Source organism: Algoriphagus iocasae (assembly GCF_014206875.1).
In the GTDB taxonomy this organism is placed as follows: Bacteria; Bacteroidota; Bacteroidia; order Cytophagales; family Cyclobacteriaceae; genus Algoriphagus; species Algoriphagus iocasae.
In genome coordinates this window covers 604,270-626,085 of record NZ_JACIJO010000001.1, presented here as the reverse complement: position 1 = coordinate 626,085, position 21,816 = coordinate 604,270, and the positions used below count along the sequence as shown (strand labels likewise).

Below are 21,816 nucleotides of genomic sequence, written 5' to 3'. Positions count from 1 at the left end.
ATTTTATACTCTAAAAACTTGATTAACAATCAACGAAGATACCTCTCAATTAAAACTCACCAAAAACTATTCTTTTATCTTTTCAATAAATAAATGCTCCACATAAAACTGCCAATCAGCAAACTTCTTAGCCTGATTTGCTAAATGCACATGGTGATCTTGGTCTAAAATATAGTCTTCAGGCTTATCCAGAATTCTGGTTTTGCCATATACTTTTTCAACATCCTTTTCAATGGAATTCCACTTTGCTGCCATTCCAGCCAGTTCGGCTTTTGCAACATTTCTCTCCTCTCCACTCGGATGATCTAGTTTCGCTAAAGTAATGAGTGCCTCGTTGCTGAATTGCACCGCTTTGGCCACTTGCTCATAAGCTTCCAGGTTGTAGACATTCCTTTTTGCAAGTTTTTTGGAAGCTTCAATTTTTGCTAAAATTTCCTTCACAACCTCCATGTTTTCCTCTGCCTTTTTTACTCGCTCCTGATACTTTTCAGTCCAGACACCCGCAGAATCAAGATTTGGCAATTCTATCAAGGCTTGATTTTCGGGATCATCCAGATTTCTAAGTCTATTTCTATCTCTTCCATCCAAAAGCGCGTTTTTCCAGAAAGCCACCGGACCTTCCAACTTCTCTACAAAAGCGAATTCATCCGATGCCAGCTCAGGCCCGAATAAACGCTGACGAAAAGCAGTGTGAATCTCCTCATCCGACCTTTTTTCCCCTGACCAGGTGTATTCGGCAAAAGTTGAAATACCTCTTTGGTACAATTCAAAAAGAGGGGAATCATCATCCCACAAAGTCAACAAGAGTCCATCTGCGTTATTGTTGATGGAAATCAAAGCAAAATCCCGAATGTTGGCAGTATTGCTATTTTCCAGCGGCATCAAATTCCAACGGGTTTGGCCTGCAGTCGCTCCCATTACTTGAAAACCATTTTCTGCAAACCATTTCATCGCTTTCTTATTACCGGGAGATTCTGGCATGCTATAGTTCCATCTCATGTAAATGCAGTTTTTAGGAAACATGTCCACAAACTCATTCAACTTCACTTCATTTTTTGCCCAAATGCTATCCACTTGTGCTTCGCTCAATTTCGGATCATAAATAGATCTATAAACGGAAGCATTTTGGAGCGGCATATCATCCCAAAAAATCGGAGTCAAACCTTTATCTTCTGCATACTTGCTTACCCGGTTTAGCCAGATAAGTTGGAGTTCCAATGGAGATTTACCACTATTTCTTCCTGTAGTATGTACCTCATCACCTCCGACATGCAAGTAATTTGCATGGGTAAAGGCCTTTAATGCATCGGTATATAGATCAAATTGAACTTCGTACGTTTTTTCATTCAAAGGATTAAATGCCCAGTCGCTTTCCGGGTCATCTCTCAATTCTTCATATTCTGGATGTTTCAAAATAAAGGAAGCATGTCCCAATCCTTGTACCAAGGGAGAAATACGGATATTTCTGGCCATAGCATAATCAGAAATCGCCTTCCAATCAGCAATCGAAAAAGCATCAGAAGAAGCCACCGCTGGTTGCAGTTCAAAACCAAGTTTATCTTCGATTTCTATAATGATCCCATTGATTTTTAAAGCAGCCAAGCGGTCCATTAACTCATAGTAATATTCCTTTTTCTCCAAATGATGCTTTACATCCAAATGAACGGCACGGTAAGCCAATGCCGGCTCGTCTTTAATTTCCACTTGAGGTAAATAAGCTTCTTGATCCTCGGCATCTTGCACTAGCTGATCCAAAGTCATTAAGCCATACCATAGACCAGACTCGGAGTTGGATTCTATTTTAATTTCATTGGCATCGATAGAAAATAGATATCCCTCATGTTTAATTTTTAGATCAGGATTCAGTTCAAATAAAATCTCCGGAGTTTTAAAGCTTTCCAACCTTCCACCAGAAGTAAATTCAGCTTTTGCGTTTTCCAAAACCGACCTGACAGAGCTTGGATCAATACCAGAACTACCATTAATGGAGAATTCACTAGGAAGGGGAAGCAATCTAAATTCAGCTTCTGTTTTCAATTGAGGCTGACAACCAAAAAAAGTGATTAAAAATAGCATGGAAAGGAGAAAAGAAACTCTTTTCATAAAGGACATATTTAGGTTTATTTCTATTATAACTTGGAGTTGAAAATAGATAAAAAAATTGTCCTTCAAGGCTTTTCCTGATTGAAAGTGGAGAAAAATTAGGGCATTTAGCCAATAACAATAGGTAAATCAAAGAGATACAGAACTAAATCCATGTACGGCCTTTTTTATTGAGCATTTTTCTTTAATTTTTAGGTTGAACCTAAGGTGATATTTACCTCCAACCCAAAATAAACTAAGTAAATTCATGATTACCCTCCTGATTATTCTGGTGGCGCTTGCGTTTATTATGATCGCCATCGTCAAGTTTGACATCCATCCATTTCTAGCCCTTTTTGTCGGAGCAATTTTTTACGGTTTGCTTTCAGGCATGTCAACAGAACTTATTCTCAAATCCATATCAGATGGTTTTGGAGGTGTTTTAGGAAGCATCGGACTCTTGATTCTGTTGGGTGTGATGATTGGGACTTTCTTAGAAAAAACCGGAGGAGCTCTAGTAATTGCCCAAAAGATTTTATCCTGGATCGGAGAAAAAAGAGTGACTTCTGCGATGATGTTCAGTGGCTATATTCTGTCCATTCCTGTTTTTGGGGACAGTACATTTATCATGATGAATCCGATCAGTAAATCGCTTTCTCTTAAAGGGAAAGTACCCTTCGCAGCTACTACGATAGCTTTGGCATTAGGAGCTACAGCTTCTCACTCTCTCGTCCCGCCAACTCCAGGGCCTATTGCCACCGCTGGGATCTATGAAGCAGACTTAGGAATGGTGATTTTCTGGGGTTTGATAGTCAGCCTCACCACATTGATTCCGAGTTATATTTTCGTCAATAAGGTGGTTTCTAAAATCCCTTTGGAGCCAAAGTTTGCGACCACCAATCCTGAAAAAGAAGAAAAGATCGCTCCAAGTCCATTTAAATCATTCCTTCCGATTATTCTTCCATTGGTATTAATAGTCCTCGCTTCCATTGCTAAATATCCTACGCAACCATTTGGAGACAATACCTTTACACAGCTGATTTTATTCTTAGGAAGTCCTGTGATTGCTTTATTAATCGGCGCATTTCTTTCCTTTGCTTTGCCTCCGAAATTCGACAAGAAATTATTAAGCTCCACAGGCTGGATCGGGGAAGCTATGCTGATTGCTGCTCCGGTAATTTTAATCACAGGTGCAGGAGGTGTGTTCGGCAAAATGCTGCAAAACTCAGGAATAGGAGATCTGGTTAGTTCAAGTATGAGTGGAGCGAGCTGGGGAATTTTCCTTCCATTTTTGATCGCTTTCTCTCTGAAAACTGCTCAAGGGTCCTCCACAGTAGCAATGATCACGACTGCTTCGATCATCGCTCCATTGCTGGGAAGTTTAGGATTGGACTCAGATACGATGAGAGTATTTGCTGTGCTGGCTACGGGTGCAGGTGCTATGGCCATTTCCCATGCAAATGATAGCTTCTTCTGGGCTGTGACCCAGCTTTCGGGACTTTCGATCAAGCAAGGAAATAAGTCCCATAGCTTTGGAACCTTTATCATGTCGATCACAGCGATTTCGATGATTTATCTGATATCCTTATTTGTAGGCTAAAGTCTTATCTATGTTAAAACAACTGCAAAAATTGAGGTTGTTCCCATTGGTCCTCTTCTTGGTTTTAGGAATTGGATTTCATTCGAAATCTCAAATAATCAAGAAGCCAATACCAGACAAACTAGTTGTATTGACATTTGACGATGCCCCTGCCAGCCACTATTCCGTGGTGGGTCCAATGTTGAAAAAATATGATTTTGGAGCCACTTTTTTTGTCTGCGAATTCCCGCCAAATTCTCAAGACAGCAGTTTGTACATGAATTGGAGGCAGATTCAAGCATTGAATACGATGGGATTTGAGATCGCAAATCATACCCATACGCACGCCAATGTCAGCAAGTTGACGAAGGAAGAATTCAACTCTCAACTCAGCTACATTGAGGATAAGTGTGATTCTTTGGGTATTCCTAAACCTATAAATTTCGCCTATCCGGGATATGGTTTAAACGCCCAGAGCTTGGGTTTCCTTGAGAAAAAAAGCTATCACTTCGCAAGAGCGGGAGGAAGTCGGGCTTATGATCCTGAACACGATCATCCTTATTTACTGCCTAGTTGGGCGACTGATGAAACCAACAAAGAGGAGATCTTTGAGGCCTTAAACATGGCCAAAAATGGAAAAGTCGTGATTTTGACTATTCATGGAGTACCTGATTTAGAACATCCTTGGGTGAACAACCCTCCAGAGTTGTTTGAGGAATATTTGATTTTTTTAAAACAAAATAACTATCAGGTCATCTCCTTGAGAGACTTGGAAGATTTTGTGGATTTTGAAATGGCGAGAAAAACGATTTCTCCTGATTTCAAAGGAAAACTGAACAATTAAAAAAGGTGGCCTTTTTCAAGACCACCTTTTCAATCAATTAGTTACGCTTTTCGATTATTTCAAATCAAATCGATCCAGATTCATCACTTTATTCCATGCTGCTACGAAATCCTTGACAAATTTCTTGTCGGAATCAGCGCAAGCATAAACTTCTGATAATGCTCGAAGTTCAGAGTTAGAACCGAAAATCAAATCAACTCGAGTACCAGTCCATTTTGGCTCACCGGTCTTTCTATCACTTCCCACAAAGATGGATTGTGAGTCAGTAGTAGCACTCCAAGTGGTATTCAAATCCAATACATTTTTGAAGAAATCATTACTCAAAGTACCTGGATTAGCAGTAAAGACCCCATGCTTGGAGTTATCAAAATTCGCATTCAAAACTCTTAATCCACCCACCAAAACTGTCATTTCAGGAGCTGTCAAAGTCAAGGTTTGAGCTTTGTCAATCAATAGTTCTTCAGCAGAAGCCTTATGCTTTGGCTTATAATAATTTCTAAATCCATCAGCAGCTGGTTCCAAGGCCTCAAAAGAATCAATCTCTGTTTGTTCCTGAGAAGCGTCATTTCTACCAGGAGTAAATGGAACTTCAATTTCATGACCTCCAGCTTTAGCAGCTTTTTCAACTGCAGCGCAACCTCCTAACACAATCAAATCAGCCAAAGAAATTTTCTTCCCGTCAGATTGAGCTGAATTAAATTCAGATTGAATTCCTTCCAAAGTGCTTAACACCTTAGATAACTGAGCTGGATTGTTAGCGGCCCAATGTTTCATTGGTTCCAGACGGATTCTTGCTCCATTGGCACCACCTCTTTTATCTCCTCCTCTGAAAGTAGAAGCAGAAGCCCAAGCGGTAGAAACCAATTCCGAAACAGAAAGTCCGGAGTCAAGAATTTTGGATTTCAGAGCAGCAATGTCTGAAGCATCTACCAATTTATAATCCACTTTTGGAATTGGGTCTTGCCAGATCAACTCTTCTGAAGGTACCTCAGGTCCTAAATAAAGTGACAATGGCCCCATATCTCTGTGGGTTAATTTGTACCATGCACGAGCAAAAGCATCTGCAAATTCGTCTGGATTTTCAAAAAAATGTCTTGAAATCTTCTCGTATTCCGGATCAAACTTCAATGCCAAATCTGTTGTCAGCATCGCAGGAGCATGTTTTTTACCAGGAATATGCGCATCAGGAACAGTTCCAGCTCCAGCATCTCCTTTTGGTTTCCACTGATATGCTCCTCCAGGACTTTTGGTGAGTTCCCAGTCGAAGCCAAATAGGTTTTCGAAGAAATTGTTGCTCCATTGTGTAGGAGTTGTGGTCCAAGTCACCTCTATACCGCTGGTAATGGTGTCCTCAGCATTTCCTTTTCCGAAGGAATTTTTCCATCCAAGACTCATCTCTTCGATAGATGCTCCAGCTGGCTCAGCTGCTACATATTTCGCAGCATCAGCAGCACCATGGGTCTTTCCAAAGGTATGCCCGCCTGCAATCAATGCCACAGTTTCGTAGTCATTCATAGCCATTCGGCCAAAGGTTTCACGGATATCTCTTGCCGCCCCAATTGGATCAGGTTTTCCTTCAGGACCTTCCGGATTCACATAAATCAAACCCATGTGAGAAGCTCCAAGTGGATTCTCCAACTCGCGATCTCCGCTATATCTTTCCTTATCTCCTAACCACTCACCTTCTGAACCCCAATAAACATCCTCCTCTGGCTCCCAAATATCTTCTCTACCTCCTCCAAATCCGAAAGTTTTCAAACCCATGGACTCAAGGGCGCAGTTACCTGCCAAAATCATCAAATCAGCCCAAGATAACTTTCTGCCATATTTCTGTTTGATAGGCCAAAGCAACAATCTGGCTTTGTCCAAATTGGCATTATCAGGCCATGAATTTAGGGGAGCAAATCTCTGTGCACCTGCACCTCCTCCACCTCTTCCATCTGCAATTCTGTAAGTTCCTGCACTATGCCATGCCATACGAATCATAAAAGGACCATAATGACCAAAATCCGCTGGCCACCAATCTTGTGAGGTGGTCAAGGTGTCAACAATGTCTTTTTTTACTTCAGCCAAATCCAATGAATTGAATTCATCTGCATAATTAAAATCCTCATCCATCGGATTTGTCAAAGATGAATGCTGTCTTAAAATTCCTAAGTTTAAAGCATTTGGCCACCAGTCTCTGTTTCTGGTTCCTCCTCCAGCACTGTGCTGCATTGCTCCGCTTGTAAAAGGACATTTTGCGCCCTCCTTATTCGTTTCAAAAGCATTTCCGTGAGGATTATGTTGGTTATCCATAGTGAAATATTGTTTTAGTGAGTTCTTGTATTTGCTAAGATATTAAAAATAATATTTATGATTTTAAAATTTCGATAGATAATAACTATGACTGTTACTACTTTTCAATCCCATTCTGAGCATGAGTAATTTAACAAAAAAGGAGCAATTCGGAAGGTAGAAATCTCGTTAAACTGACAAAAATCATCGTCTTGTCAAGATTTCAAGCAAAGCAAAAAATTACATTTTCAACGCTTGTATTAATTTATCGCTGAGGATTTCGATTGACAGAATTTAAGATCATGGTGTTTTGGATAAAATAAAGTATTTTCAAGTGGTTAACTAGTTATCCGATAAGTAGCTAACATCATTTTGTATCCTTTCACTTTAGACTCGAACGCATGTCTTCAATACTAATCATTCTTGCCTTTGTAGTAGCACTAGGTTTTATGATTGTTGCAATTTTCAATCGCTTTGTCCGAAATAAAAACATGGTCAAAGACGCCTGGAGTAATATTGATGTCGCATTAAAAAGGCGATACGATTTAATCCCAAATCTAGTAGAGACTGTAAAAGGGTATGCCTCACATGAAAAAGAAACATTGGAAAAAGTGATTTTGGCCAGAAATGCGGCGATGGCTGTTCCAAGTGGAGATATCAACAAGCAAATTGAAGCAGAGAATACCCTTCAAAAAACCCTTCGAAGTATTTTTGCTTTGAGCGAAGCGTATCCTGATCTTAAAGCCAACACCAATTTTCTCCAGCTTCAGGATAAGCTAAATGAGATCGAAGAAAATCTAGAAAAAGCACGTCGCTATTATAATGGTACTGTCCGAGAAAACAACACCTATGGAGAGAGTTTCCCAGGGGTACTTTTTGCAGGAATGTTCAACTACCAGCATTTTGACTATTTCGAAGCAGAGCCTGAAAGCAGAGAAAACGTGAAAGTTGATTTTTCTTAATCCACTTAAAATTTATAAATCAGCGGGCCGCAAATCCATCGCTAAACCAATGAAAAAAGTATTTTTTCTTATTGTTATCCTATTTGGCTGTATAGATCTTTTTGCACAGGATTTTACGGTTAAAAACTATTCCGTTGAGGTTTACATCAATAAGGATGGGTATTTTGATGTGGTAGAAAAATACCATCTGAATTTTGAATTCCCAAAACATGGGATTTACCGAGATATCAAGGTTTGTTATGACTTGGAAAACCAAGATGGATCGATCGAAAAACGGGAAATACAGATTGGAGAAATTGAGGTTCCTGGATACAAATTTGAAAAGAGCTCAAAGTTTGAACAAAGAATGAGCTGCAATGCTCAGATCAAAATCGGAGACGCAGATATTACCTTAGTCGGAGATCAGGATTATGAAATTCGATACCGGGTGTATAATGCGTTCTTACATGAAGAGTCTCAAGACCAGTTTTACTGGAACATAAAACCCAATAATTGGAATGCTGATTTTCAAAAAATCAACTTCCAAATTCACTTACCTGAAGGAGTTAACATCTCCCCTGACAAAGTCTTAATTTATTCCGGTCTCGTGGGAAACTCCACTCCTAGCTCAGACTTTGATTCGAGCTTAAATGGCCAGGTTTTTTCCGCTTCAAGTAACGACGGAGTGATTTCATCAGGTGGTGAAGCGGTAACTGTTTTGATAAAAATGCCTCCCGGAAGCATCAAAGAGATCAAACCATTCTGGCCATTTTGGTCAGACTACGGATGGACCATCATCTTGGGGTTGATTATTTTCGGATTCATTAGAATTTGGGTTTTGCATGGCAAAGATGACCATGTGTCCACCACCACGAGTTATTACCCTCCTCAAGGGATGGACCCAGCCATGGCAGGATATTTAATAGATGATTCCGGAGACACATCTGATTTGATATCACTGATCCCATTTTGGGCTACCCAAGGTTATTTGAAGATTGAAGAAATTGACAAAAAGGGATGGTTTGCAAAAGACGATACCAAGCTGATCAAGCTGAATTCTCTTCCTCCTGGAACTCCTTCCTACCAGAGGAAGATTTTTGATGGGCTTTTTTCCAAATACGGCGATTCTCAGGAAGTTTTAATCAGTAGCCTCAAGGAAAAATTCTATACCACCATGAATGCTTCCAAAAGCTCATTAAAAGATGCTGCCCAGATTTATTATGTCAATGAGTCACGTAAGATTAGAAATTATACCATTGGAGGGTTGATTTTCTTATTGATTATTCTCTCTCCTATCGCTTTGTATTTTTGGGGTATTTTAGCGGTGGTAGCTACCGTCGTTACTCTTATTTTTCTTTTGATCATGAGTCAGTTTTTGATCAAAAAGAACTCGAAAGGCAATCTAGCCTTATCCGAGCTGAAAGGCTTCAAGAATTTTATCAAAATCGCCGAAGAGAACAAACTGAAGATGCTGTTGAATGAAGATCCTACTTATTTTGAAAGTACGATGAGCTATGCTCTTGCTTTTGGGATGTTTGATAAATGGTCTAGAAAATTTGATGCACTAAATATCCCACCTCCAACTTGGTACACTTCCAATACAGGTAGGATGATGAATATGAATCATTTTTCTCAGTCATTTTCGAGTTCCATCAATTCGGCAAGATCCACCATGGTCAGTTCACCATCCAGTTCTGGAAGTTCAGGAGGCGGAGGTTCCTCCGGTGGCGGATTTGGTGGTGGCGGAGGAGGAAGCTGGTAATAACTATTCCATGAATCTTCTCAGGGAAATCACCATTCTACTTATAAAATGAGATGATAAAATCTATTACACTTTCTATTCTTTTTCTTCTTGGATTTGGCACCTCATTCAATCAGGACAAACTAAAAATCCTCATTATTGGTGATTCAATTTCCATTGGTTACACACCCTTTGTGCAGGAATATTTTTCTGATCAGGCAATCATTTATCATAATCCCGGAAATGCTGAGCATACTGGAACGGGAATTCAAAAAATTGAAGAATGGATCGGAGAAGAAGATTGGGATATCATTCAATTCAATTGGGGATTGTGGGATTTAGCCTATCGACATCCAGACTCGAAAGAATATGGAAACCGCGATAAAGTAAATGGCAAAATCACTTCTAGCCTTGAGGAATACGAACAAAATCTCGATTCTTTGGTCACTTTTATCCAAAAGAAAACAGATGCGAAATTGATATTTGCGACCACGACTTATGTTCCCAAAAAAGAGGCAGGGAGATTTGCAAAAGATGCCCAGAGATACAATAAAGTGGCAAAATCCATTATGAAAAAACATGGTGTGCTTATCAACGATCTCTATCCACCTTCTAAAAAAATACATTCCAAATTAGGCTTGGGGGAAACGGATGTTCACTACACTCCCGAGGGATACAAGGAACTGGGCAAAATCGTGTATGAATTTCTCAAAGATGAATTAGAAGATTTTTAAATAACTTCGAAATTCCTTCAAAAATCAAACTCCATGGAAAAGAAAAACAGTGTTTTTATCGCCAATTCTTTAGACGGTTTTATCGCAGGAAAAAATGACGAATTGGACTGGCTTTCCACCTTTCCTGAAATTGATCATATCGACACTGGATTTCATGATTTCACATCAGGGGTTGACGCGATTTTGATGGGAAGAAATACTTTTAAAATCGTGGAAGGTTTTGACGGAGAATGGTTTTATAAAAAACAGGTTTTTGTCTGGAGCAATTCAATGGAAGAAATGCCGGAAAAATTTAAAGACAAAGCATTCCTAATTAGCGGAACTTTAGACGAAGTCCTAAATGAAATTCATGGTAAAGGCTTTTATAAATTGTATATCGATGGAGGAAAAGTCATCCAAACCTTTCTAAAAGAAGATCTAATCGACGAAATGATCATCACGACAATTCCGGTTTTATTGGGATCTGGAATCCCGATGTTTGGAGATTTGCCAAAGCAGCTGGTCTTTGAATGCATCAAATCCACCCGCTTTTTAGACAAAGTCGTGCAAAATCATTTCGTCAGATCTAGGTAAACTATCTCGCTGTCCAGCCTCCGTCAACAGTCACCATGGAGCCTACCATATATTTCCCTGCATCCGAAGCCAGAAAAATAGCTGCGCCCTGAATTTCTTTCAATTCACCCCAGCGTCCTAAAGCAGTAGCGCCAACGACGAATTTCTTTCCTTCTTCTGTATCTGCAATTGGCAGGTTCATTTCCGTCAAAAAAGGTCCTGGGCAAATCGCATTTACATTGATATTAAATGGGGCAAACTCCAATCCCAATGCTCTTGTCATCTGCACAATGGCACCTTTGCTGGAAGTATAAGGAGTCCGATTCGATAATCCCACCAAACCCAGCGTACTAGCCAAATTAATAATGCTACCACTTTTCGCAGCTTTCATGTAAGGAGTCACTGCCCTGCTACAAAGCCAAGTTCCAGTAACATTGATATCCATTACTTTTTGAAAATCATCCAGTGTTAACTCATCTATCGCACCACGTATATTGATGCCTGCAGAGTTTATTAAAATATCAATTCTTCCAAAGGCATCCATCGCTGCTTTTGCCATAGCAATGGTCTGACTTTCATTGACTACATCAGCCTGAAAAGCTACTGCCTTCACTCCAAAAGCATCCGCAATTTCTTTGGCGGCAGCCTCTCCTTCTTCCAGAGTTCTACTGACCAGCATGACATTAGCGCCTGCACTTGCCAGTCCGGCAGCCATGGCTTGACCGAGGCCCTTTGAACCACCGGTAATGATGGCTGCTTTTCCTGTAAGATCAAAAAGTTTAATTCCTGGTAATTCGCTGATTGTATTCATTATCGTTATTTATTGTTTCAATTCGCATTTAATTTTAACCTAATCCTAGTCTTTTTTCGCTGTATTCCAGACAGGAAATCACATTTTTCTCTTCAAAGGCCAAACGTTCCTCTTCACTTAATCCTGTAACTTTCGGAAGTCCATTTTCCGGCTCAGACTCTTTTACTACCCTTAAAGTTCTAGCAAGTTCCGAGGCTTTGGTATTCGGAAAAGTACTCCAATAGTCGGCTTTCATCACGGGAATTTCTAAAGGATCTCGAGTGATCATCTCCAAACTGAAATTGATTTTAGGATTATACTTTTTGCAAAGCTCCACGCCTGCTTTGATATCCACGATTCCAGCGCCAAGAGGAACCTCGGATAGCAAAAAGCCCTGATCGTATTCCTTTACAGCCATATCTTTCACATGAGTAGAAAATGCCATCGGGGCCAAAGTTTCAATCACAGTCATCGGATCCTCCAGCAAAGCCATATTATTTCCAAAATCCACCGTCACTCCTACCCACTCACTTCCCAGATTCTTGATGATTTCAGCAAGTTCAGCCGCTTTCCAGTCTTTGTGATTTTCTACAGCCAATTTCATTTGATGCTTTCTGACGATGGGCTCCGCCAAAGCTAAGGCTACCAAAGCGCCGGCTTTGAAGTTTAAAAATTCCTGCTCAGAGTGAAAGTTTTCATATCGTCTCCCATTCAAACAAACGGTTCTCAATACCTCTGCCCCTGCTTCTTTGGCCGCTAAAACTTCCTTTTCAAATTTTGGAACCTGATCCGCTGACTTCGGCAAACTGATGCTTCCTTCTAAATACAACCCACTTTTTTCTCTTACATCCCGCACTTGCTTCGCAAAGTCACTTGCCCAACCGTTTACTCCTACTTGAACACCACCAGCTCGTATATTCTTACAATGATTAATTAAATCAATCGCATTTTGAAAAGCCGGGTAAGCTGAACTTTGTACTTTTGAATTCCATCTTGCACCATAAGAATGAACCACAATTCCCATGGGAACTCCGGACAAATAATCCGGAATATTCGGCAGTGGGAAATTCATGGCCAAAACTCCTAAACTTGCTTTTTGGAGAAATTCCCTTCTCCCAAAAGTTGAAATGCTTGGTTGATTTTTCATAGGTTAATTGGGTAAGGTTTGTGATTATTCGGGCTTAGTCGTTTCTAAATTTTCAATATGCTTATTTAACTCCTCTGCTGACCAAGGGTACACTCTTCCTTGTGTCAAAACGCGCATCCCTCCCACAGTTCGTCTAGACACTGGAGTCGCCTGATTCCCCCATTCGTTTCGGATATAGGTAAGAATTGCAGCAATACTGGCGTCATCCATCGTGGAATGTGCTGGCATCACTGGTAATATTTCCGGGGCATCATACTTCTTCCCGTCCACTTCAATAGGCCCTTCCAACCCATGAAGCAAAATCAAGGTAAGTCTTTTTTCATTTCCCAAAACCCAATCTGAATTCACCAACGGTGGCCCCATACGATTAGCTCCTTTTCCATTTGCTCCATGACAACTTGCGCAACTCGTCAAAAACTTTTGTCTTCCATCGGCAAATTGCTTCATGGCATCAGCATCCAAGGAATTAGAAGAAGCTTCAACCACCTTCGGGTCAAAACCAGGCCAGGAGAAAATGCTTTTGAGCATTTCGACACGGCTTGATTCCAAAGGAATATCCGCTCTTTGGAAAATCGATGGTTCTGAAGCAAATTTCACCATTCCCTTTTCAGGTAAATTCCCTGATTGAATCGCCAGAGAAGATAAAACCGCTTGTTCCTTCCATCCGAACTCTTGACTGTCTACCAATGCCAAAAGTTGCTTAATTTCATTGCCATCTGCTTTTTTTACAATTGCAGCTGTGAGCATCTCAAGGACGATTTCCTGATACGATTGATTTCCTCCCCAGTTATCATTTTGCCAAAGGGCCTGTAGAAATTCAAATTCATGATCCTGTAAACTGCTCATGACTGCATCACGAATCAAAGCGTCATTTCCATGTTCTTTTAAAACTGAGGTCAAGATAGTCTGTGACTCTTCCTGAGGAAGTGCATAAGAACTTAAAGCTAGCTGTAAGGTCAAATTTTCCTGAGCATTCTCGGCAAGTTCTAACATAGCTTTAGCCAGTCGATTTTTTACTTCAGGGTCAATTTCTGCCTTGTCATCCAAAATCCTTAATGCAGCACTTTGCACTAATTCGGAATGACTCTCCAGCGCATTAATTAAAAAATCAGCATCCGCTTGCCCCATTCCTTCCAGGGTCCAAATCGCATGAAAAGCTCCTAATTCCGAAGGAGAATTCAACACAATCTCCTTAAGATTCGGAACCACGGAAACATCCATTCGCTCTACCAAAAGTCTTTGAGCATTATCCCGATACCATCCATCTGGATGAGATAAAAATGGGAGCAGTTCCTCACTGGATTTGGAGCCTAGTTTCTCTATGGGTTTTGGAGAAGAATCCTTCGGAACGATTCTCCAAATTCTTCCCATATGAACTGGCGCATCCAGCTTTCTCTCCAAAGTTTGCTCCTTAAGATACTCAGTCATATAGTCAATATGTTGGACGATTCCATGGTACATATCCACCACATAAAATGCTCCATCTGGACCTATTGTCCCATGAACAGGCCTAAAACGCTCATCCGTCGATGCTAAAAACTCCTTTCCAGGATTCGGATCTTCGGCAGAAAGGTAAATTCCATTTTCTGTAATGACATTTCTTTTGACAAGGTTACCTGCATTTTCCATGACGAAAATATTCCCTGCATATTCCTGCGGAAATAATGTGCTTCGATAAACTATAGGGGAACAAGCAGATGTGAATTCCAGAAGGCGACCATTTTCATCCAAAGTACCGGGAATATAACCTCGATTGATCGCGAGGTTAGATCTTATTGGATAGATTCTCCTATCAATGGTCAGCCCATAATCAATCCCTGTGGATGGCGTATGATTTGGGTTTCTGAAAAGGTAATTTGCCGGAACGAGGTCACCATGTAACTGCGACCAATTATAATTGTAAATCAATCTTCCTTTATCATCCTGTGAAATCCCCCATTGCCCACGGAATTCTGTACTATCACGGATCCATTCATCCCCCTGCATTTTATACCGAAGTCTGGATTTGGCACTGTAATACCAGTTGTCGACATTTCTCACAAACCCGTTATCAGTGTGCTCCACTACCCCATTACTAGAATAAGTAGAATCCAGCAATACTTTTGAATCTGCTTTTAAGTCTCCATCAAGATCTTTGGTTACCCAGAGTGAATTTCTTTCTGCAACTAATGCTCCGCCTTCAAAAAGCCCAATGGACCTAGGCATCACCAAGCTGTCGAGATAAATAGTGGATTGATCCATCTCTCCATCCCCATCTGTATCTTCCAAAATGGATATTCTTCCTATCGGCTCATCCTCATTACTCCCATCGATATCCATCATATAACCTCTCATTTCCACCACCCAAAGTCTTCCTTGCTCATCAAATTGAACCGCAACTGGTTCCTGAACCATCGGTTCAGCAGCTACTAACTGGATTTCAAAGTTTGGATCTAATTGAAAAGTTTTGAGTTCCTCTTCGGGCGAATGTGGGGGAGAAATAGCATTCGGATCTTTTGATTCGGGGCTGGCACAGGAAAATCCCGCCAGCATCAAAAGATGAATGCCTAAGAATCGGCTAATGGACATAGGTTTATTTTGGGTCAATGAGCTACCAAGTCCCCAGAAGAATAAATCAAACTAGAAAAAATGGCAAGCTTTCTAATTTGACACTTATTTGATTGATTCACAAGGCCATTTTATCAAGTGGTCTGATTATTTTTATAAAAACTGTGAGTACCATCCCTAAACTTCGAGAAATCAAATGATAACTTTTAAGCCTCTTTTCACCTTATTTTTAGTCGTCTTTACTGCGATCAGCACCTATTTTATCACCACCAAAAACCTCGAAAAAAATGAATCTGAGGTTTTAATTATTTCAGAAGAAAGCTGGAATGGTACGCCGATTCCCGCATATCCTGAAGGCAAACCAAAAATCTCAATTTTAAAGATTACAATACCTCCAGGATCTTCTTTGCCCAAACATATACATCCGGTAATCAACGCCGGGGTTTTATTGAAAGGAGAATTGTTTGTTGAAGATGAATTCGGAAATCAGTTACAGATGAAAGCCGGAGATCCCATCATAGAAGTAGTCAACACAGTTCATTATGGAGTAAACCATGGAGATGTTCCAGCTGAGATCATTGTATTTTATGCTGGTACAGAAGGAATGACTATAACCAAGGTCCTGGATAAAAATTAAAAAAAATATCTATTCCAGTTTTCGATTTTAACCGAATCTAGATTAGGAATTCAAAACGGCTCCTTAAATCCTGATAATTAATTGTTTGATTTTCAAAATTTAGACAACAGTCTTGTTTTATTGCTAAAATAAATAACTGAATTTTGCGAACTCAATAAACAATTTGCCTGTTCGGTATCAATAATCAGTAGGAGCTAAAATTTATTTTTCGTTGGTGAAGCAGATATCAAAAAAGGAATATTTCAAAATTGTCCTGGTCCTTGGAGCTCTTTGTACAATCAGTCCATTTTCAATAGACATGTACTTACCGGGGTTTCCGGCTATGGCCAAAGATCTGGATACTTCCATTGCAAATGTTCAGTTGTCATTAACCGCCTATTTGGTAGGGATTGCGATTGGACAATTGTTTTATGGCCCCTTGCTTGATAAATACGGCAGAAAGAAACCTCTTTATGTAGGTCTTGGAATTTATGTTCTAGCCTCCATCGGCTGTGCCATGTCCGGAACGGTTGAAAACTTGATCATCATGCGTTTTCTTCAAGCTGTTGGTGGTTGTGCCGGAATGGTAGCTGCTCAGGCAATGGTTCGAGATATTTTCCCTGTGACCAAAACAGCCCAAGCCTTAGCATTATTGACTTTGGTCATTGCAGTTTCACCTATGATTGCCCCTACTCTTGGTGGCTTTGTAACTGCCTATTACCACTGGCATTGGGTCTTTATCGTGTTGGCTTTCCTTACGGTGATCATTTGGATTGCAGTAATTTGGGTTTTGCCTGATGGTGCTGATCCGGATAAATTGGTTTCCTTAAAACCAAATCAAGTTTGGAAGAATTACATCCAAGTTCTTCAAAATCGCCAATTTCTAGTTTACATGTCCGTAGGTGGTCTGGCCGGTGCGGCTCCCTTTGCTTATATCGCAGGATCTTCAGACGTGTTTATGAATATTTATGGAGTTTCTGAAGCCCAATACGGTTGGATTTTCGCCATTCTTGCTTTTGCAATGATTGGATCTACTCAACTGAATCATTTATTGCTGAAACGATTTACAAGTCAGCAAATCATTAATTTCTCCATGCATTATCAGGTTTTGGTAGGGATTATTTTAGTATGTGGGATCTATTTTCAATGGCTGGGATTAGAAATGCTATTAGTCTTGATGTTTGTATTTCTTACTGCCCATGGCCTCAATGGCCCAAATACAGCTGCCCTTTCTTTAGCACCTTTTTCAAGAAATGCCGGCAGTGCTTCTGCCATTTTGGGAAGTATGAGAATGGCATTTGGTGGATTGGCATCTGCCGGAGTTAGCTTTTTCCATGACGGGACATCCTTGCCGATGGTTTTCGGAATGGCAGCCTGTGCCGTAGCCGGATTTTTGGTTTTGAAACTGGATCAAAACATCAGCGGAACAATCAGTAAAGTTTATAATAAAGAGGCGATTGCTTAATTATCCTCTTTCCCTGATGTCAGCTTTTCTTTCTTTGAGCTGTTCAAGAACTCAATTTTACTTTTCAATTCAGAGAACTCCTTACCTTTGTGAAAATTGAATTCTATGACCTTCGCTAAACTTGGATTGAATCAGCTGCTTTTGACTGCAATCGAAAAAGCAAACTATCAAAGCCCCTATCCAATCCAAATTGAGGCAATTCCCGCATTTTTAGAAGGAAAAGATTTACTTGGAATTGCTCCCACGGGCTCCGGAAAAACTGCTTCTTTTATTTTACCTATACTTCAGATACTTCAAGGAAAGAAAGAAAACAAAAGCAGAAATGTCCCAGTATTGGTGTTGGTTCCGACTAGGGAACTTGCCTCTCAAGTGGCTCAAGTAGCTGACAATTTCTCTAGATTTTTAAGCAGAAGGGTCAAAACAGTAGCAGTTTTCGGAGGTGTTTCCATCAATCCTCAGATGAGGAAAATGAACGGAACTGACATCTTGATCGGCACTCCAGGAAGGCTTTTAGATTTACTTTCGAAAAATGCACTTTCATTAAACCAAGTTGAAATTCTTGTCATGGATGAGATGGACAAGGTTTTAAACATGGGATTTAGAGAAGAAGTCAATCAAATTCTAGCTGAGATTCCTAAAAAGCGACAAACCATTTTGTTCTCAGCGACCATGGATGAAACCTTGGAGGAATTGATTTCAAAACTTTTGAAGGATCCAAAAAGGATTTCTGTCAAGCCGGCTGAGGTAGAGGTTGATCTCATTGATCAATATGCCTACCGGATAACTCCAGAGAAAAAAGGTCCTCTTTTGAGACATATCATCAATTCCGGAGATTGGACTCAGATCTTGGTTTTCACATCTTCCATTCGCACAGCCAACAATGTCACTCAGAAATTGGTAAAAAACGGCATTGACGCAGTTGCCTTTCATGGTGATAAAAGCCAAGGTGCAAGAACTGAAGCCTTGGCAAAATTTAAATCGGGAAAAACCCGAGTTTTAGTAGCCACAGACTTAGCTGGAAGAGGAATTGACATTCAGTTTTTACCACTAGTAATCAACTTTGAACTTCCACGATCTCCAAAAGACTATGTGCATCGAATCGGCCGAACAGGCCGTGCCGGAGCTACGGGAGAAGCGATTTCCCTGATCACCGAAGAAGATTTACACCATTTCAAAATCATCCAGAAAAAGATGAAAAAACACGTGCAGTTGAGAAGCACAGATGATTTAGATCTTTAAACGAGAATTTGAAATTCCTTTTTATTTAGAGATCTTATACCTGATTCAGGTTGCATGTAAAATGACTCTTTCTAAAAACGTCCTCTTTTTATTTACTTTTCTCGGAGCAATTCAATTTTCTTCAGCTCAAAGACTTCCAAATATCATTTTGATCATCACTGACGATCAAGGATACGGTGATTTTGGCTTTACCGGAAATCCACATATCTCCACTCCTACGATCGATAAATTAGCCCAAGAAAGCATTGAGTTTACCAACTTTTATGTTTCGCCGGTTTGTGCCCCCACCCGATCCAGCTTGATGACTGGGCGTTATTCTTTGCGGACTGGAATTAGAGATACCTACAACGGAGGAGCTATGATGGCTACCGATGAAATAACCATTGCTGAGCTTCTAAAAGAAAAGAATTATACGACCGGGATTTTCGGAAAATGGCATTTGGGAGACAATTTCCCTATGCGTCCAAGTGATCAGGGTTTTGACGAATCATTGATCCATCTATCAGGTGGAATGGGCCAAGTCGGAGATTTCACCACCTACTATCAGGGAGACCGAAGCTATTTTGATCCGGTCCTTTGGCACAATAACAAGCAAGAATCATATGCAGGATATTGCTCCGATATTTTTGCTGGAGAAGCCATCAAGTTTATTGAGAAAAATAAGGATGTTCCATTTTTCACTTATCTCTCTTTCAATGCGCCTCACACGCCTCTTCAGGTTCCAGATGAATATTATCAGAAGTATAAAGATCTAGATCCTATAGAAGGTTTTGGGAAGGATGAAAAACCATTTTATCCAATGAATGAGTCCCAGAAAGAGGATGCAAGAAAGGTCTATTCGATGGTGGAAAACATCGATGATAACCTGAAAAAACTCTTTTCTAAACTAGATGAATTAGGGATTGATGATAATACGGTGGTCATTTTCCTGACAGATAATGGTCCTCAACAGCAGCGCTATGTAGCCGGCCTTCGAGGTTTAAAAGGAAATGTGTATCAAGGTGGAGTTAGAGCTCCATTGCTTATTCATTTTCCAGAAAAATTCTCCAAGAATCAACAAATAAATGCACTGACTGCACATTTGGATATTCTTCCGACAATTGCAGATTTGATGGGAATAGATCTGCCTAATGATCGAAAAATCGATGGTAAGAGCTTATTGCCTTTAATCAATGGGGATGAAAGTAATTTTAAAAATCGAAGCTATTTCACCTACTGGAATCGAAAATATCCTGAGAAATACACCAATATTTCTATTCAAAATTCCGGATGGAAACTGGTCGGAAAAACAGATTATGATGCAGAAATTGAAGACTTTCAATTATTTAATCTTCAGGAAGATCCCTTTGAGCAAAGGAATTTGATTTCCGAAGAAAAAGAAAAAGGGCAAGAACTGAAAGAGGAAATGGACCAGCTTTACAATGAGCTGATTGAGGAAAAGAATTTAATCGATCAACCCAAAATTCAAATCGGATATGGAGCCGAAAATCCAACATTTTTAAACAGAAATGATGCTGCTGGCGAAAGAGGAATCTGGGCTCAGGAAGAAATCTATGGGTTTTGGGACGTGAAATTGGCTGCAGGAACTTATGATTTCAGATTCAAATTTGTGAAGCCGGTACCGGCAAAAGGTACTATGTTTTTGGAAACAGGCACAATTGTCAATTCAAAGACTAACAGTTCTGAAGACGAGGTGGATATGATCGAAATGAATGGAATAGAACTTTTTGAAATGGAAACTCAATTGATCCCTTTTTACCGAGTCAATGGAAAAGAGATTTTCCCATTTTGGGTGGAGGTAATAAAGAAATAACCGCTTGCCTTTCATCATAAAATTCAATGCTATCTATAAATCAAGTTTAATAGATTCGTTTATTAGCTTATCTTTTTACCTGAAAAAGACCAAAATATAATAGTACATGCCCAATCCATCAAGTCCGGAAATTCAAGAAAAATTACCAAGAAACTTAGGGCTTTGGGGAGTTTGGATGCTTGTAGTCAACGGGCTGATTGGTGCAGGAATTTTTGGTCTCCCTTCCGGTGCTGCTAGATTAGCTGGGGAATACAGCGTTTTCATTTATGCCTTTTGTGCCTTATTGATGCTGCCAGTCATATTGTGTTTCGCAGAACTTGGAAGTTATTTCAGAGGAACTGGTGGACCAATTCGTTATGGTAAATTGGCATTTGGATCCTTTGTTGGTTTTCAGGGAGGCTGGCTTTATTATTTGGCAAGACTCATTTCTTTTGCGGCCAATACGGTCTTATTGACAGACAGCATTGCCTATTTTGTTCCATTCGCGGGAGAGGGATTTGGAAGACTTGTAACCATCGCCCTAACCTGCGGGGGACTCAGTTTGATCAATATTTTAGGTTCTTCCGAATCCATCCGGTCCATGACCTTATTCACCATTATCAAATTTACCGTCTTGGTAGGATTGATCTTTGGAGGATTTATTCTTCTTGGACCTTCAGTAATTCCTGTTTTTGACAGCCCATTACCGGAAAGTTCGAGTTTAGGTGCTGCAGCATTGTTATTGATTTATGCTTTTGTCGGTTTCGAAGGCGCTGTGGTCCCTGCTGGTGAAGCGAAAAGACCAGAACGAGACATGCCTCTCGGTTTGATTCTTGGATTAGTGATTGTAGCTGTATTGTATATGCTGATTCAGCTTGTTTCTCAGGCAGCAGTCCCAAATCTTGCCGGAAGCAGCACTCCTCTTTTGGATGCTTCCTCTGCCCTATTCGGGAATACAGGGGCAGTAATTTTGATGATAGGAGTAGCCACATCTGTGATTGCAAACTTGATTGGTTCAATGTTTTCCGCCACGAGAATTACCTATGCTTTATCATTGGAAAAGTCACTTCCAGAATGGTTTGGAAACGTTAATGAGAAGTTTCTGACACCTGCTAATTCCATCTTGTTTTTTGGAGTTTCAGCATTTACATTGTCGGCATTTGGTACGTTCACTTTTTTGGCTGCCATGACGGTACTGTCTAGACTATTCTTATTTATCATGAGCTGTGCTGCCATTCCAGTATTACGACCTCGATTCAAAAAAGACAGTCCATTTATTTTAAGAGGGGGATATTTGATTCCGATTTTAGGAATTGCTGCCTGCCTTTGGCTAATGATTCAGGTAAGTTGGACTTCGGTTTGGCTTACTGCAGTCCTAATTTTAATTGGAACAGGATTATATTGGCTTGGAAAAAGAGGCCAAAAAGTAGAATAAATATTGGACTAAAGTTTCTTGGGTAAAAGGAAACC

Annotated in this window: 16 protein-coding genes; 11 read left to right on the top strand and 5 right to left on the bottom strand. The window is 40.2% G+C overall.

Annotation, left to right across the window (positions count from 1 at the left end; genetic code table 11):
* Positions 1 to 66: 66 nt before the first annotated feature.
* Positions 67 to 2,103 carry a family 20 glycosylhydrolase gene (locus tag FHS59_RS02660; protein ID WP_184492860.1) on the bottom strand — a complete coding sequence of 679 codons (2,037 nt, stop codon included), beginning with the start codon at positions 2,101 to 2,103 and terminating at the stop codon, positions 67 to 69.
* 247 nt (positions 2,104 to 2,350) lie between these two features.
* On the opposite strand from FHS59_RS02660, the gene FHS59_RS02655 reads away from it, so the two are divergent.
* Both FHS59_RS02655 and FHS59_RS02650 read left to right on the top strand, forming a co-directional pair.
* Positions 2,351 to 3,682, top strand: a complete 1,332-nt coding sequence (locus tag FHS59_RS02655; protein ID WP_184492859.1) for a GntP family permease — start codon at positions 2,351 to 2,353, stop codon at positions 3,680 to 3,682.
* A gap of 10 nt (positions 3,683 to 3,692) precedes the next feature.
* Positions 3,693 to 4,505 carry a polysaccharide deacetylase family protein gene (locus tag FHS59_RS02650; RefSeq protein ID WP_184492858.1) on the top strand — a complete coding sequence of 271 codons (813 nt, stop codon included), beginning with the start codon at positions 3,693 to 3,695 and terminating at the stop codon, positions 4,503 to 4,505.
* 54 nt (positions 4,506 to 4,559) lie between these two features.
* On the opposite strand, the gene katG is transcribed toward FHS59_RS02650, so the two are convergent.
* Entirely contained in the window at positions 4,560 to 6,803 is a 2,244-nt protein-coding gene (katG, locus tag FHS59_RS02645) for a catalase/peroxidase HPI (protein ID WP_246388270.1), read from the bottom strand.
* Between the two features lie 380 nt (positions 6,804 to 7,183).
* Here katG and FHS59_RS02640 point away from each other — a divergent pair, with 380 nt between their 5' ends.
* The 4 genes from FHS59_RS02640 to FHS59_RS02625 are packed head-to-tail and all read left to right on the top strand — an operon-like array spanning position 7,184 to position 10,771.
* Positions 7,184 to 7,744: a LemA family protein gene (locus FHS59_RS02640; protein ID WP_184492857.1), complete on the top strand. Its 561-nt coding sequence runs from the start codon at positions 7,184 to 7,186 to the stop codon at positions 7,742 to 7,744.
* Between the two features lie 49 nt (positions 7,745 to 7,793).
* Positions 7,794 to 9,485, top strand: coding sequence for a DUF2207 domain-containing protein (locus tag FHS59_RS02635; protein WP_184492856.1), 1,692 nt, complete (start codon positions 7,794 to 7,796; stop codon positions 9,483 to 9,485).
* A gap of 53 nt (positions 9,486 to 9,538) precedes the next feature.
* On the top strand, positions 9,539 to 10,198 hold the full coding sequence (locus tag FHS59_RS02630; RefSeq protein WP_184492855.1) for an SGNH/GDSL hydrolase family protein: 660 nt from the start codon (positions 9,539 to 9,541) through the stop codon (positions 10,196 to 10,198).
* Between the two features lie 33 nt (positions 10,199 to 10,231).
* Positions 10,232 to 10,771, top strand: coding sequence for a dihydrofolate reductase family protein (locus FHS59_RS02625; protein ID WP_184492854.1), 540 nt, complete (start codon positions 10,232 to 10,234; stop codon positions 10,769 to 10,771).
* A gap of 1 nt (position 10,772) precedes the next feature.
* Here the strand turns inward: FHS59_RS02625 and FHS59_RS02620 are convergent, their stop codons facing one another.
* From FHS59_RS02620 to FHS59_RS02610, 3 genes are read right to left on the bottom strand one after another with little or no spacing between them, the layout of a single operon-like run.
* The gene (locus FHS59_RS02620; RefSeq protein ID WP_184492853.1) at positions 10,773 to 11,561 is read right to left on the bottom strand and encodes an SDR family NAD(P)-dependent oxidoreductase; all 789 of its coding nucleotides are present in this window, start codon (positions 11,559 to 11,561) and stop codon (positions 10,773 to 10,775) included.
* Between the two features lie 34 nt (positions 11,562 to 11,595).
* The gene (locus FHS59_RS02615) at positions 11,596 to 12,687 is read right to left on the bottom strand and encodes a sugar phosphate isomerase/epimerase family protein (RefSeq protein WP_184492852.1); all 1,092 of its coding nucleotides are present in this window, start codon (positions 12,685 to 12,687) and stop codon (positions 11,596 to 11,598) included.
* Between the two features lie 24 nt (positions 12,688 to 12,711).
* Positions 12,712 to 15,255 carry a DUF7133 domain-containing protein gene (locus FHS59_RS02610; protein WP_184492851.1) on the bottom strand — a complete coding sequence of 848 codons (2,544 nt, stop codon included), beginning with the start codon at positions 15,253 to 15,255 and terminating at the stop codon, positions 12,712 to 12,714.
* A 175-nt stretch (positions 15,256 to 15,430) separates the two neighbouring features.
* On the opposite strand from FHS59_RS02610, the gene FHS59_RS02605 reads away from it, so the two are divergent.
* From FHS59_RS02605 to FHS59_RS02585, 5 genes are all read left to right on the top strand, one after another.
* Positions 15,431 to 15,871 (top strand): cupin domain-containing protein, encoded by a 441-nt coding sequence (locus tag FHS59_RS02605; RefSeq protein ID WP_184492850.1) that lies wholly within the window; start codon positions 15,431 to 15,433, stop codon positions 15,869 to 15,871.
* Positions 15,872 to 16,094: 223 nt separating this feature from the next.
* Complete coding sequence (locus FHS59_RS02600; protein ID WP_184494468.1) at positions 16,095 to 17,315, top strand: multidrug effflux MFS transporter; 1,221 nt, start codon at positions 16,095 to 16,097, stop codon at positions 17,313 to 17,315.
* Positions 17,316 to 17,420: 105 nt separating this feature from the next.
* Positions 17,421 to 18,554 (top strand): DEAD/DEAH box helicase, encoded by a 1,134-nt coding sequence (locus FHS59_RS02595; protein ID WP_184492849.1) that lies wholly within the window; start codon positions 17,421 to 17,423, stop codon positions 18,552 to 18,554.
* 61 nt (positions 18,555 to 18,615) lie between these two features.
* The gene (locus FHS59_RS02590; protein WP_184492848.1) at positions 18,616 to 20,367 is read left to right on the top strand and encodes an arylsulfatase; all 1,752 of its coding nucleotides are present in this window, start codon (positions 18,616 to 18,618) and stop codon (positions 20,365 to 20,367) included.
* Positions 20,368 to 20,473: 106 nt separating this feature from the next.
* Positions 20,474 to 21,781 (top strand): APC family permease, encoded by a 1,308-nt coding sequence (locus FHS59_RS02585; RefSeq protein ID WP_184492847.1) that lies wholly within the window; start codon positions 20,474 to 20,476, stop codon positions 21,779 to 21,781.
* The last annotated feature ends 35 nt before the right edge of the window (positions 21,782 to 21,816 follow it).